17 protein-coding genes are annotated in these 14,583 nt (G+C 37.6%); 7 read left to right on the top strand and 10 right to left on the bottom strand.

Annotated features, from left to right (window positions below):
* Window positions 1–12: 12 nt before the first annotated feature.
* From arsA to JL53_RS14450, 7 genes are all read left to right on the top strand, one after another.
* On the top strand, window positions 13–1,737 hold the full coding sequence (gene arsA / locus JL53_RS14480; RefSeq protein WP_014601544.1) for an arsenical pump-driving ATPase: 1,725 nt from the start codon (window positions 13–15) through the stop codon (window positions 1,735–1,737).
* 65 nt (window positions 1,738–1,802) lie between these two features.
* Window positions 1,803–2,888: an ACR3 family arsenite efflux transporter gene (arsB, locus tag JL53_RS14475; protein WP_003749809.1), complete on the top strand. Its 1,086-nt coding sequence runs from the start codon at window positions 1,803–1,805 to the stop codon at window positions 2,886–2,888.
* Complete coding sequence (arsC, locus tag JL53_RS14470; protein WP_003749808.1) at window positions 2,885–3,292, top strand: arsenate reductase (thioredoxin); 408 nt, start codon at window positions 2,885–2,887, stop codon at window positions 3,290–3,292. The genes arsB and arsC overlap by 4 nt, the downstream gene beginning before the upstream one ends.
* 163 nt (window positions 3,293–3,455) lie before the next feature.
* On the top strand, window positions 3,456–4,796 hold the full coding sequence (locus tag JL53_RS14465) for a Y-family DNA polymerase (protein ID WP_120176022.1): 1,341 nt from the start codon (window positions 3,456–3,458) through the stop codon (window positions 4,794–4,796).
* 33 nt (window positions 4,797–4,829) lie between these two features.
* On the top strand, window positions 4,830–5,432 hold the full coding sequence (locus JL53_RS14460) for a hypothetical protein (protein ID WP_003749801.1): 603 nt from the start codon (window positions 4,830–4,832) through the stop codon (window positions 5,430–5,432).
* A gap of 16 nt (window positions 5,433–5,448) precedes the next feature.
* Entirely contained in the window at window positions 5,449–5,853 is a 405-nt protein-coding gene (locus tag JL53_RS14455) for a hypothetical protein (RefSeq protein WP_003749799.1), read from the top strand.
* Window positions 5,850–6,146 (top strand): DUF5960 family protein, encoded by a 297-nt coding sequence (locus tag JL53_RS14450; RefSeq protein WP_003749797.1) that lies wholly within the window; start codon window positions 5,850–5,852, stop codon window positions 6,144–6,146. Before JL53_RS14455 ends, JL53_RS14450 begins: the two co-directional genes overlap by 4 nt.
* 44 nt (window positions 6,147–6,190) lie before the next feature.
* On the opposite strand, the gene JL53_RS14445 is transcribed toward JL53_RS14450, so the two are convergent.
* From JL53_RS14445 to JL53_RS14400, 10 genes are all read right to left on the bottom strand, one after another.
* Window positions 6,191–6,559 carry a DUF6262 family protein gene (locus tag JL53_RS14445; protein ID WP_014601542.1) on the bottom strand — a complete coding sequence of 123 codons (369 nt, stop codon included), beginning with the start codon at window positions 6,557–6,559 and terminating at the stop codon, window positions 6,191–6,193.
* 9 nt (window positions 6,560–6,568) lie between these two features.
* Entirely contained in the window at window positions 6,569–8,653 is a 2,085-nt protein-coding gene (locus JL53_RS14440; RefSeq protein WP_038407987.1) for a tyrosine-type recombinase/integrase, read from the bottom strand.
* The gene (locus JL53_RS14435) at window positions 8,653–9,753 is read right to left on the bottom strand and encodes a tyrosine-type recombinase/integrase (protein ID WP_009932612.1); all 1,101 of its coding nucleotides are present in this window, start codon (window positions 9,751–9,753) and stop codon (window positions 8,653–8,655) included. Before JL53_RS14435 ends, JL53_RS14440 begins: the two co-directional genes overlap by 1 nt.
* A gap of 60 nt (window positions 9,754–9,813) precedes the next feature.
* Window positions 9,814–11,127: a Y-family DNA polymerase gene (locus JL53_RS14430; RefSeq protein WP_077916282.1), complete on the bottom strand. Its 1,314-nt coding sequence runs from the start codon at window positions 11,125–11,127 to the stop codon at window positions 9,814–9,816.
* The gene (locus JL53_RS15920; RefSeq protein ID WP_038407986.1) at window positions 11,115–11,462 is read right to left on the bottom strand and encodes a hypothetical protein; all 348 of its coding nucleotides are present in this window, start codon (window positions 11,460–11,462) and stop codon (window positions 11,115–11,117) included. Before JL53_RS15920 ends, JL53_RS14430 begins: the two co-directional genes overlap by 13 nt.
* Window positions 11,463–11,467: 5 nt before the next feature.
* On the bottom strand, window positions 11,468–11,728 hold the full coding sequence (locus JL53_RS14420; RefSeq protein WP_038407985.1) for a YolD-like family protein: 261 nt from the start codon (window positions 11,726–11,728) through the stop codon (window positions 11,468–11,470).
* 140 nt (window positions 11,729–11,868) lie between these two features.
* Window positions 11,869–12,309 carry a hypothetical protein gene (locus JL53_RS15620; protein ID WP_038408269.1) on the bottom strand — a complete coding sequence of 147 codons (441 nt, stop codon included), beginning with the start codon at window positions 12,307–12,309 and terminating at the stop codon, window positions 11,869–11,871.
* A 12-nt stretch (window positions 12,310–12,321) separates the two neighbouring features.
* A complete protein-coding gene (locus JL53_RS14410) occupies window positions 12,322–13,746 on the bottom strand; it encodes a T7SS effector LXG polymorphic toxin (RefSeq protein ID WP_038407983.1) in 1,425 nt (474 codons plus the stop codon).
* Window positions 13,743–14,111 carry a hypothetical protein gene (locus JL53_RS14405; RefSeq protein ID WP_038407982.1) on the bottom strand — a complete coding sequence of 123 codons (369 nt, stop codon included), beginning with the start codon at window positions 14,109–14,111 and terminating at the stop codon, window positions 13,743–13,745. Before JL53_RS14405 ends, JL53_RS14410 begins: the two co-directional genes overlap by 4 nt.
* Window positions 14,112–14,396 (bottom strand): DUF3130 domain-containing protein, encoded by a 285-nt coding sequence (locus tag JL53_RS14400; protein WP_038407980.1) that lies wholly within the window; start codon window positions 14,394–14,396, stop codon window positions 14,112–14,114.
* Between the last annotated feature and the right edge of the window lie 187 nt (window positions 14,397–14,583).

Below are 14,583 nucleotides of genomic sequence, written 5' to 3'. Positions count from 1 at the left end.
AGGAAACAAAAAATGATTCAATACCTTCCCGAGCGAATGGGATTAACCAAATATCTATTCTTTACTGGAAAAGGCGGTGTGGGTAAAACAACAACTGCTTGTGCTACGGCCACTTCGTTGGCCCAAGACAATAAAAAAGTTATGCTGGTAAGCACCGATCCGGCTTCTAATTTACAAGATGTTTTCCAAACAACCTTAACCAATAAGCCAACACCGATTGAAGGAATCGACAATCTTCAAGTAGCTAACTTTGATCCGATTACGGCTGCGGCAGAATATAAAGAAAGTATCGTTGGCCCTTACCGTGGAATACTTCCAGACAGTGCATTAGCGAACATGGAAGAGCAGCTATCTGGTTCCTGTACAGTAGAAATTGCGGCTTTCAATGAGTTTGCCAATTTTTTGACTGATCCTGAAGTTGCCGATCAGTTTGATTATGTCATTTTTGATACTGCACCGACGGGGCACACATTGCGTATGCTACAGCTGCCTTCTGCTTGGAATAATTATCTGGATGAAAATACCACCGGTGTTTCTTGCTTAGGTCAGTTATCAGGACTAGGCGATAAAAAAGATATGTACGAAAAAGCAGTAGAAACGTTAACAGACGCTGAACAAACAACCTTAATTCTAGTTACTCGCCCACAAAAAGCACCACTGATTGAAGCTGAGCGTGCTTCAGAAGAGCTGAGAAAATTAGGGATTCAAAATCAAAAATTGGTTGTGAATGGGTTGCTGGAAGTCCATGATGACGAAATTTCTCAACTTATCTATCAAGAACAGACGCATGATCTAGAGAATATGCCAGAACCACTAAAAGACTTTGATACCTTCTATATCCCACTACGGCCTTACAATGTGACTGGTATTGATAAGCTTCAAATACTATTAAGTGATCAACAGCCTGCACTTGAAGAACAAGAAAAAGAAGTGACGGATTTTCCGAATTTAGATACAGTTGTAAAAGAATTTATCCGTTCAAATAAGAAAATTATCTTTACAATGGGTAAAGGCGGCGTTGGTAAGACAACTGTAGCGATCAAGATTGCTAAAAAGTTGGCCCAGGAAGGCAAAAAAGTCCATTTAGCGACAACTGATCCGGCGGATCATTTAAACATGTTCATTTCGGATGATTTACCAATCTCTATTAGCCATATCGATGAAGAAAAAGAATTGGCTGATTATAAAGAAGAGGTCTTGTCCAAAGCAAGAGCTACTATGAATGACGATGATGTAGCTTACGTTGAAGAAGATCTGCGTTCTCCATGTACCCAGGAAATTGCAGTATTCCGTGCCTTTGCTGAAATTGTTGACAAGTCTGATGATGAAATTGTCGTGATTGATACGGCACCGACCGGTCATACTTTACTGTTGTTGGATTCGACTCAAAGCTATGCTCGGGAAGTGGAAAGAAGTTCTGGTGAAGTTCCAGTCTCTATTCAAAAACTTTTGCCGCGCCTTCAAAATTCTGATGACACGGAAGTGTTGATGGTTACTTTACCTGAAACAACACCGGTTTATGAATCCATGCGTTTAGATGAAGATTTGGATCGGGCAAAGATTTCCCATACCTGGTGGCTGGTTAACCAAAGCATGTATGCAGCTGATACACAAAATGATGTATTAAAAGCTCGTTCTTTCAATGAATTAGAATGGATTGAAAAAGTTGCGGAGCTTTCCAATGGCAAGTTTGCTGTTGAAGAATGGCAACCAGACTTTAGCCCTGTTGGGGTATAAAATTTTTTGGCCAATACATAGAAAACTATCTATGTATTGGCTGATATTGATGATGGAGGGTTCAAATGGAAAACACAGAGAAACAAGGATTAGGTGTTTTTGAGAAGTATCTAACCTTGTGGGTAGTCATATGTATGGCACTAGGAATTTCAATCGGAAAGTTTTTACCAGTAATTCCCGCAACACTTAGCCAGTTCGAATATTACAACGTTTCTATTCCTACAGCTATCTTAATTTGGTTAATGATTTTCCCAATGATGTTGAAAATCGACTTTGGCAGTATTGTTAACGTGTCAAAAAAGCCCAAAGGATTGATTGTCACTTGCGTAACTAATTGGCTGATAAAGCCATTCACTATGTACGCGATTGCTGCTTTTTTCTTTTATGTAGTGTTTAAAAGTTGGATACCGTTAGACTTGGCAAAAGAATATGTTGCCGGAGCGGTTATTCTAGGAGCCGCCCCATGTACCGCAATGGTCTTTGTTTGGAGTCACCTCACCAAAGGTGATGCTGCCTATACTTTGGTTCAAGTAGCGGTGAATGATCTAATTATCTTAATTTTGTTTGCGCCAATTGTCGCTTTTTTACTAGGTGTTGATAATGTAGTCGTTCCAATGGCAACTTTGCTATTATCCACTGTTCTTTTCGTAGTAGTTCCCTTATTCTTAGGCTTCCTTACTCGCTCATTGATTATTAAAAGGAAAGGCTTAGCTTACTTTGAAACAGTCTTTTTAAAGAAATTTGATTCCGTAACGATCATTGGATTACTGTTGACACTAATCATTATCTTTTCTTTTCAAGGGCAGAAAATATTAGCCAATCCGCTACACATTTTATTGATTGCGATCCCTTTAACAATTCAGACATTACTTATCTTTTCAATTGCTTATGGTTGGGCAAGATTGTGGAAACTCCCCCATTCTATTGCGTCACCTGCCGGAATGATCGGTGCGAGTAATTTCTTTGAATTAGCAGTTGCGGTAGCTATTTCATTATTTGGGCTCCAGTCAGGAGCGACTTTAGCCACAGTAGTGGGTGTACTAGTAGAAGTACCAGTTATGCTTTTATTGGTTAAGATAGCCAATAATACGAAACATTGGTTTCCTAATGATACTGAACAAACAGCACGTCTTAGAGGTGAAAATATATGAAAAAAATCTATTTTCTTTGTACAGGAAACTCTTGTAGAAGTCAGATGGCTGAAGGGTATGCGCATAAGCTCTTACCAAAAAGTCAATTTGAAATTAGAAGTGCCGGAATAGAAACGCACGGTCTGAATCCAAAAGCCGTAAAAGTGATGGCTGAAGACGGGATTGATATTTCTGAACAAACGTCAGATTTGCTTGATATGAGCTATTTTAATAAAGCTGATCTAATCGTCACTCTTTGCGGGGATGCGAAAGATAAATGTCCGGTAATTCCCAAAGGGAAAGAACATTTTCATTGGAACTTATCGGACCCTGCCAAAGCATCCGGTAGTGAGGAAGAGATTTTAGCGCAGTTTAGAAAAACTAGAGACTTAATTAAAAGAAATGTTCTAGCCATAAAAAATTAGTTTCACTTTAAAAGATGCCATTAGCACTAGTCCGTAGCTGCTGGCATCTTTTTTGTGGTGTGAATAACGAGATTTTCTTGACTTAGGGGAGTAAATCAAGGTACTATAATAACGAACATGTGTTCTTTTTGGAGAAAATACTTAGTTTGATAAGGTGATTATGATGAACTTTAACTATGATTTAGAACCCACTGGTGACTATGCCTTTATCGATATGAAATCTTTTTACGCCAGCTGTGAGCTGGTAGCGCGGGGGCGCCACCCCTTAAAGGACCTTTTGGTTGTAATGAGTCAGGCGGATAATACTTCTGGTTTAATTTTGGCCAGCAGTCCGATGGCGAAGAAAGCGTTTGGAATCAGTAATGTCACAAGATCTTGGGAACTACCTACGGTAGAGGAAAATCCAATGATGAAAAAACTTATCGTAGCTCCTCCTAGAATGCGTTATTACATAGTGGAAAACCTAAAAATTCAAAAAATCGTTCGCAAGTACGCAGCGGATGAAGACATTATGTGGTACTCCATCGATGAAGGGGTTGTTGAACTAACCCACAGTTTAAACTACTTTGTACCAGACAAAAGTTTAACTAGGAAAGAAAAACTAAATATTGTCAGCCAAATGATCCAAAAAGATATCTTGAGAGAAACTGGGATTTATTCTACCGTTGGTATGTCAAACAGTAATCCCTTACTTGCTAAACTGGCGCTGGACAACGAGGCTAAAAGCACAGTAAATATGCGGGCTTCTTGGAACTATTCCGATGTAGAAACAAAGGTTTGGGCTATGCCTGAGATTAGCGACTTTTGGGGGATTGGTCACCGTATGAAGCAAAACCTGTATAATATGGGTGTCTCCACAATCTATGATTTGGCTCATGCTACGCCTTACCGATTAAAAGAAAAATTTGGGGTAATCGGTTTGCAGCTGTACCATCATGCCAATGGCATTGATCGGACAAAAATCCAAGAACGCTATGTCCCCAAGTCTGAAAATCTAGGAAACAGTCAAATTTTACCACGATACTACAAGGGTGATGAAATGCCTTTGGTGATTCGGGAAATGGCCGAACAGGTTGCTATTCGTTTGCGCCGCAGACAAGCTAAAACTTCAACGGTCAATTTATCAATTGGTTATTCTAAGGACGAATTAGAGAAAGGATTTAGCCGGCAACTAAAGATTACCCCTACTGATAACACTGACAAGTTAGCTGGACACCTATTGTATTTATTCAATAAATTTTATACCGGCTGTCTAGTTAGAAATATCGGTGTGTCTTATTCAGGACTGCTTTATCATGCAGGAAGCCAACTAAACCTGTTCGAAGAACCGGAAGAACAGATTAAAAATGAGAAGCTGGATCAAATAATGGATCAGATCAGAGAAAAGTATGGCTTTGTCTCAATTGTCCGTGCAAGTTCTACTTTAGAACACGCTAGGAGCTTGAGTCAAGCGAATTTGGTGGGAGGTCATGCTGGCGGTGCCGGTGGTTTGGATGGCTTGTAGTCACTATAAAACTGTAGAAAGAGTACCTAACCTATGAATGAACTACTTTTTATTAAAGAGAACTTCAATGTTGTTTCTATTTCATTTATGAGAAATGGTGAGATTCAGAAAAAACTGTATGATTGGTATTTACCCTATGATTACTTAGGAAAAATCCACCTTCATACGAAAGCCACGATCACTATCAATGGATGGAAAAAGAAAGTCTTCATTGCTAACCTTTCTTATCATCCAAAGGCAAAAATGTTGTACAAACCATTTCCGTTGGTTCCCAGCCAACAACCGAGTTGGCAGATTCAACTCATTTGCCAACTAATGAATTACTATGGGATTAAATACGACCGTGAAAGGATGTTCAAGGGTCTTACTACTATTGAAAATAGACCACTACGTGTTGATGTAGCTTTCCAAAAATCCAATCAGTGGCACATCATTGAGTATCACGGTACACACCATTACTTCAAACGAGGTTGCAGTACAAAGAGATTTCAAAATATCCTAAGAAACATGGAAATCAAGCGGCAGTGGTGTAGGAAAAACAACGTTCGTTATTTGGAAATTCCTTTTTTTAGACAAAATGATATTCAGGAAATGGTAGAAACTTTTTTGGAAACTCCGTTTCCTGAAGAGGTTTAGTGGAGGTGTTTAAAACATGGGAGAATCATTTATGTCTTATCATCCTGATCCACTTATTCGCGACTACGATGATCGAGGAATGGCAAAGTGGATGGGCTTTTATTTAAGTGAACATACCGCAGAAATGGATATTGAAAAAAAGGGAAGAAATACATTTTGGTCTAGGAAACCGAAGATGAGCGAAACGGAAATCTCAGAAATGCTAGAATCCTCTTATACTACCAGAGATGTTGTTGAAATTCAGCTTAGCGAGCTGAATACTGAAGGAAATGCTTATGCAGATATTATCGGAGTTGTCGAAGGTTTCAGGGACACAAGTATTTTTGTCTCACATCCAGATACTGGAATTCAAGTTATTCCCAGTAATTCAATCAATCATATTCGTATGATCAATCCAAATAAGTGGAGTGATCTTTCATGACGTTGAATGTGGAAGGTGCTGAATTTGACTACCATACTGAAAACTCAGAAAAATTGACAAAAGACTTTTTGAACTTCGTTCTGATAGATGTGCCTTTTTTTGCATTACAAGACGAACTGCTCTATTTGATGAATAAGAGAAATATTACCCGGTTTAGGATACCTAGCTATATGACAGTAGACAGTAAAGACCATATTTTTTACTTTCAACTTAGAACAGTAGAAGGAAACGATCTTTTAAGGATATACCGATACCTTGGAATGGACTTGGAAAAGAAAGGGTTGAACTCGTAACAGCACATTTTTCAATGCTGCGAGTTCAACCCTTTTAAATTGATTTAGTCAGTATTTTCAAAAACTTGGCCGTATATATGCTTGATTTTAAGTTTCAGTTCTTTGTTCTCTGTTTCTAGCGTTTGAATCTTTCGCTTTAAGGATTGAATCACACTAGTATCCTGCTCTTTTTTTACTTTTTGCGTATAACTCTTTCCTAAAGACACCTCACGGAAAATAATTATTCGATCTTTTACTTCTGGAATTGAATACAGTGTCGATTTCCCAACACCAGATTGTTTTGCTATCCTCGAGAAATTAATAGGCTGCTTTGTTGCTTCAAGATAGTAAATAGCTTGTTCAACTTTTTCAAGAGTTTCGGCACGTCTTTTCTTGTGTAACATCTTCAGATGTTTCCTTTGATCAAAGGTCATAATTTTCTCCTAATCTGTCCGGTTTGATCTTCCATAGATAATACTTCCTTGCGTGATTTTGCGTTCAATATCAGTGTATTTTTCTAGAAGATACTCATTTTTTTCAACTAGATCCATTCGCCCATTGCTCTTTAAAAGTTCGATCGTTTTTGTCATGGTCTTTATGTGCAACTGATATTTTTCATTATCTAAATCAGATAAACCGATAGCTAAATCCTTACATGGATTCCCATTATTACAGCTTAAACAAGGTGGTTCATTAATAAACGGACACTTCCCATTTAAACGAGCCATACAAGTCCCGTAGGGATTATCGATAGCGTTCAATTTGTGATTCTGCCAAAGAGAATCAAGATTCTCTTTATTCAACTGATCCGGTTCTATTTTTTGCAATAAACCATTTTGACTAAACTCGAATGTGCCACTTGCTAGAACTTTTTCGAATTCTTTTCTTTTATTGTCATCAGAATACCTTGCATAGACCATCGTCATTTCTGGGGATGCGTGGGCCAATAGTTCTTGGACTGTTAAAATATCCGCTCCATTATTCAGTAATTTAACAGCGTAGGTATGACGAAATTCATGCATTCGGAAATGATAAATTTCTCCATCTTCACCAGCAATATTTTGTTTAATTGCCAAAGTATTCAATTCTTCTCTTACAAAGCCTTGCGTAAAAGGACGTCCTTTTCTAGTTCCAGATAAACGTGGAAATAAGTATCTCTTAGGATTATTGTCCATATTTGTTTCTAGCTCACATCTCTTCGCTAAAAAGGTGATAATGTCAGCTATGTGGGTATCAATTGGTATCCGATGGTTATGCACTTTTGTTTTTGAAATGTCTAGTTGCAGATAGGGACTCTCGTTGACAGTTATCAAACACTTATTTGTTAAGGTAAGAACGTCAGATATCCTCAGACCTGTTTTGAACGTAATCCAGACAATTGGAATGACCTCTGGATGTAAATAATTTAGATTGCTGAAAAGTTGCTCTAAGACGCTATCAGGGATACTATTAACCTGTCTGTGTTGAGTATATTTAGGGAAATCACCAGGATTAATTAGTTGCCGGATCGATTTTCTAGGTGCTTCTTTATGTTCAAGTAATTGTAATTCTTCCAAGAATTTTTGTAGTACTCCCATGCAACGATTCAGGTGATTCTCCAATCCTTTGCGATTATTCTCTGCATAATAACAACGCGTCCACTCAATAAAGGCTAGTATATCTTTTCTTTCAAGATTACGAATAGCCTTTTTTTCAGTCCCTGTCGGTGAAATGATGTTAAAAAAGCGGCTGAGTATTCTAGAGTATGCTTGCGCACTATGCCAGCTCATGTGCCGTTTACCTAAAAGCCGATCTTTTATATAATCTTTTGCCATTTGTTTTAACTCGTTATTTTCAATGCTATCAAAGCGAACAAATCCTTGCGGACTTGATTTATGGTACTCAAAATCAAAGCTATCTTGGAAGTCTTTTAAACGCCATACATCTCTTACCCATAATGGACGATCGTCCAAGTAGTGCATGATTGAATTGTAGGCTGATCTGAGGAAGGCTGCTGTTCTAACTTTTCTAATTTCTACGGGACGACCATGTCTAAATTTTTTTTCTTCCGTTACTTCAATTCCTGTTTCACGTAACCAGGCAATATATTGTTCTTCAGCTTTATCAATATCTAGTTCTTTTAACGAGCTGGATTCAGGATAGAACAATTGCATAAAATTAATAACTCGATAACGATGCGTGTGCTTTTGAAAGCTGGAGTAAGCTGTCCACTCATCATTGAATATTTTTAACTTGTATAGACATTTCAACTCTAGATTTATGATAGGGTGAACCGAATTAAATGTTATTATGAATATATGATTGACCGGATTTTCTCTATACTCCGTTAGGCGTTCACGGAATTGCGGAATATTGACAAAAAAATCAAGTTTCCAAATATCATTTACTAAAAGATAGTCATCTTCAATAACTGTCTCTTGGACAGAACCATCAGCTAAGATTTCTTTTCTTGTATACGTGCTAAGTATTGCTCGTAATTTTTCCTCGTACTCTTTCAATGGATAAGACTTAGTAAAATGTCCTTCCATTATTCCTCCATTCTAAAAGCTGGACTCGCTTTTTCCCACTGTGCTCGGATTTCTTTATCTGTTGGATGTAAATAGAGGTTCATTGTTGTCTGGATGTGTTTGTGACCAAGTCGCTCTTGAACAATTTTGATATCTTTAGTTTGTTCGTAATACTTAGTAGCGTGGGTATGCCGGTATAAATGTGGATGTAAATGGTACTCGATTTTTCCTTCAATTCTTTTAAATGTTGCCATAACATCTTGATAGTTAAGGGGTAGTCCTTGGGACTTCCCCTTAACTTTTACGAATAAAGAATCGGAGCGATCAAAATCTAAAATGCTGTACATATAGTCGTCGAATAAGTCGATTAAGTTGGCGGAGATATGAACTTCACGTAAGCCGGTTTTCTGACGAGAGTCATTCGGTTGTTCTTTTCGATAAACTAGACGAACTCGGTGTCCTTGGTGAAGATCGAATAAGATATCTTCTTTGTGCAGCGACAATATTTCTCCAATTCTTAACCCTGTTTCATAAAGTAACCGAAGCAAAAAGAAATCCCTTACATTCGTTGTAGCTCCTAACGCTGCTTGTAAAGTGAAGTCTGGAATTGTTTCAACTCTGCTTTTGGGTTCCTTTAATTTTAAGATACTTTCTGATACTCTTTTATTTTTGGTGATGTGATGTAAAAAACCTTTATATTGCTTGATACCTTTTACATCTACATACGCTCGCTGAGCGACATCATATTCAATATGCTCAAATTGGTAGAGAAATTTGTAGAAGGATAGTACAGCTGTAACTTTTAAGTTGACTGTCTTTTCGCTTTTTAAAGTGGGGGGTATTAGGTGTTGAACTCTTTCAATTAAAGTGGGGTTTACTAACCAGGATAGAAAATTTGCTATTGTTTTGATGTTGGCAAGTTCGTAGCTTGTTTCAGTTAAAGACAAAAAAACAAAATAGTCTCTCAATGCATAGCAGTAAGTACGCTGTGTGTTGGGACTCTTTTGTGTATTATCTAGATACTTCATATATTGTAAAACTGGTTGAATCGGTTTCCCTTGATCGTCTAGAACTAAATATCTTCTCCCTCCATTGTTTAATATGACTTCTTGTACTCTCATAGAAAGCCTCCTTTTGTTTATTCTCTCATATAGTAGACAGTAAGAAAAGGACTGTCCAGCCTATAAGAAAATGTAAGTATATTGGATATCTTGGTCTCTACTAAGGGTACTATAGATATCAGAACGCTTTAAGCCAGTCGCTCCAGTTAGTAAACTGCTTGCATGCATCATAGACTTAAATCCATATCTAGCTCGTATTTTATCAATCGTCACATCTAATTGTTCCTGGTTCACTGTCTGTACAGGATTTTCAAATAAATTTAACTGCAAACCTGCTTTTTGAATAATCCCTCCGCAACTTAACTCCACTTGCCTAACAGCTTCATTCTCGTAATACTTCCAGAAAAGAGTTAGAAAGTGTCCAACCAGTTCTCTATTGCTACTAGTAGCGTCAATTTTCAGCTGATGCCTGAAACCACTCTTTATGCTGTATTTACTGTACCTAATCCCGATATGCACCACTGTCGTATTGACGTGATGTTTTCTTAATCGCATCGCAATTTCTTCAGCCATTTCACGTATAACAATAGCGACCTCAAACGGATCATGATAATCACGTTCTAAAATTTGACTCTTCCCATATGACTTCGAAACAGGTACATATCGCTCATTTATTTTACTGTAGTCAATCCCATGCGAATGGTAGTATAATTGCTCCCCTATCACTCCTAATCGCCTTTTCAAGAGTGGGGGAGGGGACTGGCTTAACGCATAGACACTAAATATTCCTAACCGTTTTAAATTCTCTGCAGTCCGATGGCCAATACCCCACATATCGGTTAATTCTTTTATTTTCCAGATAGTATCCGGGACATTTTCATATCTCCAGTTAGCAATTCCATCCGTTTGATGTTTGGCCGCATTATCTAATGCAAGTTTGGATAACAGCATGTTATCACCAATTCCAACCGTCACAAACAAACGTAACTCTCTTAAAATATCCGCTTGAATTCGTTCCGCAATTTCTTGCGTGGATCCAAATAATGCATGTGATCCAGTGACATCCAAAAATGCCTCATCAATCGAGTAGGGGAAGAAAAATTCTTTAGGTACATAGCGCAAGAAAATGGCTTGTATCATCGCATTTACTTTTAGATAAAGTTTCATGCGTGGTGGAGCAATAATGATTTCTTCGTCCCATGTAGGTACCTCATACATGCGAGAGGTTGTTTTTATTCGGTGTATTTTTTTCATCATCGGGCTTGCTGCTAGGACTAAACCGCCTGCTCGGTCCGCATTACTCATCACAACTAATTTTGCTTTTAAAGGGTCTAATCCTCTTTTCACGCACTCTACACTGGCAAAAAAGGACTTCACATCAATACATAAAATATCTTTTCTTGGAGCATGAGAGTAATCTTCTACTTGTACCATTTTTCTAAAGTCCGTTCTTCCACATTTAAAATGCTGGAGAAGGGGAGAGAGATCACTTCGGTTGCTGTCCGTATAAACAGTAAATCTTCATCTATTCCAACTATTTTTCCGATAACATCCGGCTCCGGAAAAGAATCTACATTTTGGGGCGTTTTTTGTATCACTAATGAAGACTGGTGTGTGATGGCAGCACTTAACACACTCTCAATGCATTCTGACGACATAGCTTCTCGCCATTTCAACTTAGAAGAAGCTTGCTGCTGATCCATTTGCTCATTATGTTCACTTAAGAAAAATCCTTGCCATTTTTTAATGCCTCTATCCTGGTAGGTCATCCAAATCACAACCTTTCAATCCAGAGTATTTCTGTATCTCGCACAATAATTCCATTAACTAAAATAGTCTTCAGGGATTCATTAAATAAGTAACACTTTCCTGAAACATGATGTTCATAACCACCTGCATACGTGGTAAATCGTAGAGAATAATCATTTTCTATGGAGTCGTGTATTAATGTTAAATATTGTTCCCAACGCTCACTTGTAATAATAGGTTGGGTGACCCTTTCATAATACTTTTTCCCAATTAATAACTTTTCCATGGCCAAAACCTCCAAAAAATAATAAGAACATATGTTTGTATGTATTATACAAACATATGTTCTTATTTGCAATATGTCTTTTTTCTTATTTTTGTGGTGCGAGATTCATTTATCCTATTTATGCGTTTTTACTCAAATAGCTATATTTTGCTAACTTTATCAATAATTATTTCATTATTATCTATATAGTTAGCCAAAATACTCTTAATATTATAATTTTCATTGTGAATAATTGTAAATAAATCCCCTTCTATAAGATCAACTTTAATCCATTCATTATCAGATATATTTGCTGACATACTTATGTCCCAAACTGTTCGACATTGTTTTAAAATATTTACAATCCTATTAAAATCAACCTGAATCCCATGTGAATCTCTAACTAGGTTATTAAAATCCAACACTTCTTGACTAAATAGTCCTTTTTCTTCCATGAATTTTTCTTGGTCATTCGGTACTGCTTCTATTAATCTAATTTCAAATTGTTCCGTTTTAGTAATATCTTTTAATAAAGTCAGGATTTTTATTAAAAATTCTGCATTATAATTTGCATTATTGTAGGTAAAATCTAATTTTTCCAACATATCTCACTCCTATCTTTTAAACGGTGGATTAGTATCAAATTTATGATTTATTTTTTTCCCTAAAGGAAATTCCTCATTGTAAATATACTCATGCCAATGGGGAGCACTATGTGTTTCTGGTCTTCCATGGTTAGTGTAATCTATCCAACCTTTTTGACGGCCATATTGATCAAAAAATTTCGTTTGTTTTAAATTACCAAATTCATCAAATTTGTCTAGTGATTTAGTACCTGGTTCGACTCTAGATGGCAACCTATTGTTATAATAGTATTCATCAGGAAGAAAAATATCTGTTGCAAAATCATTTAATTCTTCTTCAGGTACTGCATTTTTTGTTTTATTAAAATTTGTTTTCTCTTCAATAACAAGTTTATTTCTTGCTGCTGCAATACCAAATCCTGCGCTTAAAGCCATATCTGTTAGCCCAGTATCGTCCATGATATCTTTCCCACTGGCAATATAAGCAGAGGTTCTTAAGACACCAGCACTAGCATCCGTTACTTTTTGGCCAGTTAAATAATTCACTCCTTCTTTCCAGGAGTCATTGACTTTGCGTTCTAAGTCTTCTCCTGATAGTTCTGTATAAGAAATTGGGGGTAAATCTTGGCCGTTTTTTTCGAGAAAGTCTTGTAATTCCTTGTTTTCTACCCGTTTACCATTTTTTTCAATTAACCACATGGTCCCATTTTTTCCTTGGTCGTTCACATAAGTATAAGCGAACAAGGTATAGTCTTCGAAACCATCCGGATAGGGGTCTTTGTCGTTTTCTTTTCGGGCATGATCTAGGGATTTCTTCATGAGCTGCAAGCTCGAAGTGATACTTGGTGACACGGTGTAGGTACCTGTTTGCGCATTGAATGTCACATGTTGAAGTAATTCTTGTACCGTACGACTGGTTGCGAGAATAAGTTCATGCAGTGCGCTAAAAAAATCCCCATGACTTTGTTCAAATGCCAGGTATCTTTCCAGGATGTTTTCCTTTTCGATTGCTCGTAAAAGTTGCGTATGAACACTTCTTGATTTCACGACATAAACTTGTTCCATGTCTGGCCGTGTATTTGGGGCAGTTAATTGTTGGTGTAAATCTTCTTCTTTTCGCTGCAGCTGGCTGACTTTTTCCATCACTTCTTGTAAAATCTGCGCATCGACTTTAGCTGAAGGAGATGGATCTACCTGAGCGCCAAATTCTCGGATATATTGAGCCAACCGTTCTTCACTTTCATTAAGTGCTTCGATAATACTTTGAATAATGGGCATATATGTATCCGTAAAATACTGCTTGGATGTGGTCACTGCTGCGCCTTTTAAACTATCATCCTGTGCATAATCGGCAGCTGCTTGGGTGATATTTCCCATCATATCTTTGGCTTCTGCATTACTACTACGTAAACCATGAAGAAAATCGTTCAATTCTGCGATGTCTATTCGGCTCATGCTCTCCACTCCTTTTGCAAGGTCGTTTGTTTCGTTTCTAGTGCGTGGAGCTGCGCCTTATTTTCTTGTTGTTCCATTTCCAAATGGTTTTTTTTCAAGTGGAGGTCTTTCTTCCAGGCAGTCGCTTCTTCCTGCTGTTGGTCTTCTAAGAAATGATGAAACCCATTCGCTTCTTCTCCTTGCCAGCCAGTACGGAAATACTCCAACAATTCCCATTTTTCTTGTTCCAAGTGCTTCGTGTCTTCTTCCAGCCAATCTTGTTTATTTTGTTTTCTTCGGGTCTGATCTATATTTGTTTCTACGGTGGTTGTTGCCTTTTTTACTTGTTGGAGTTGTTGCTCTAGTTTGCTGTAGTTCGCATCCATTTAGCGCACCTCCAGCTGACTGATTTTCTGTCCGGCGCTTTTATCTTGATTCGCATAGGCAGTTCCCATTTGTGTCAGTCGCTCGCTATCTTTTTTCGTGACTGTTTGAAAACGCTCCACTACATCCAATAAATCAACTAACGCCGATCGCAATTCATTAATCGAATTAGCTCTTGAATAGGGCATATTACCGTTTTTCAGTGGTAAATAGCTCCCATCACTGGCGCTTTCCAGTTTGGTTGCATGGCTTTGGAAAGTCGTTTCTTGTACTTTTATCTCGCTCATCTCGTCGCTTCCTCTCTATCTAAAATGAGGGGATCTCTCCCTACCTTTCAGTATAGCATTTTGTTAGAAACCATTTGTGAGCATTTTGTGAATCATTTTACATAAAAAAACGGACAAATAGTCCAACCGTTGCTCGATTTTAGGGGTGATGCATTCGACTAGGACTACTAGTAGAGAATTAAAATGG

It is taken from the genome of Listeria ivanovii subsp. londoniensis (genome assembly GCF_000763495.1).
In the GTDB taxonomy this organism is placed as follows: domain Bacteria; phylum Bacillota; class Bacilli; order Lactobacillales; family Listeriaceae; genus Listeria; species Listeria londoniensis.
This window is presented reverse-complemented; position numbering and strand designations above follow the sequence as displayed.

Coding starts and splice junctions, on each gene's coding strand:
- arsA (WP_014601544.1), top strand. CDS start 13: ATGATTCAATACCTTCCCGAGCGAATGGGATTAACCAAATATCTATTC.
- arsB (WP_003749809.1), top strand. CDS start 1,803: ATGGAAAACACAGAGAAACAAGGATTAGGTGTTTTTGAGAAGTATCTA.
- arsC (WP_003749808.1), top strand. CDS start 2,885: ATGAAAAAAATCTATTTTCTTTGTACAGGAAACTCTTGTAGAAGTCAG.
- JL53_RS14465 (WP_120176022.1), top strand. CDS start 3,456: ATGAACTTTAACTATGATTTAGAACCCACTGGTGACTATGCCTTTATC.
- JL53_RS14460 (WP_003749801.1), top strand. CDS start 4,830: ATGAATGAACTACTTTTTATTAAAGAGAACTTCAATGTTGTTTCTATT.
- JL53_RS14455 (WP_003749799.1), top strand. CDS start 5,449: ATGGGAGAATCATTTATGTCTTATCATCCTGATCCACTTATTCGCGAC.
- JL53_RS14450 (WP_003749797.1), top strand. CDS start 5,850: ATGACGTTGAATGTGGAAGGTGCTGAATTTGACTACCATACTGAAAAC.
- JL53_RS14445 (WP_014601542.1), bottom strand. CDS start 6,559: ATGACCTTTGATCAAAGGAAACATCTGAAGATGTTACACAAGAAAAGA.
- JL53_RS14440 (WP_038407987.1), bottom strand. CDS start 8,653: ATGGAAGGACATTTTACTAAGTCTTATCCATTGAAAGAGTACGAGGAA.
- JL53_RS14435 (WP_009932612.1), bottom strand. CDS start 9,753: ATGAGAGTACAAGAAGTCATATTAAACAATGGAGGGAGAAGATATTTA.
- JL53_RS14430 (WP_077916282.1), bottom strand. CDS start 11,127: ATGGTACAAGTAGAAGATTACTCTCATGCTCCAAGAAAAGATATTTTA.
- JL53_RS15920 (WP_038407986.1), bottom strand. CDS start 11,462: ATGACCTACCAGGATAGAGGCATTAAAAAATGGCAAGGATTTTTCTTA.
- JL53_RS14420 (WP_038407985.1), bottom strand. CDS start 11,728: ATGGAAAAGTTATTAATTGGGAAAAAGTATTATGAAAGGGTCACCCAA.
- JL53_RS14410 (WP_038407983.1), bottom strand. CDS start 13,746: ATGAGCCGAATAGACATCGCAGAATTGAACGATTTTCTTCATGGTTTA.
- JL53_RS14405 (WP_038407982.1), bottom strand. CDS start 14,111: ATGGATGCGAACTACAGCAAACTAGAGCAACAACTCCAACAAGTAAAA.
- JL53_RS14400 (WP_038407980.1), bottom strand. CDS start 14,396: ATGAGCGAGATAAAAGTACAAGAAACGACTTTCCAAAGCCATGCAACC.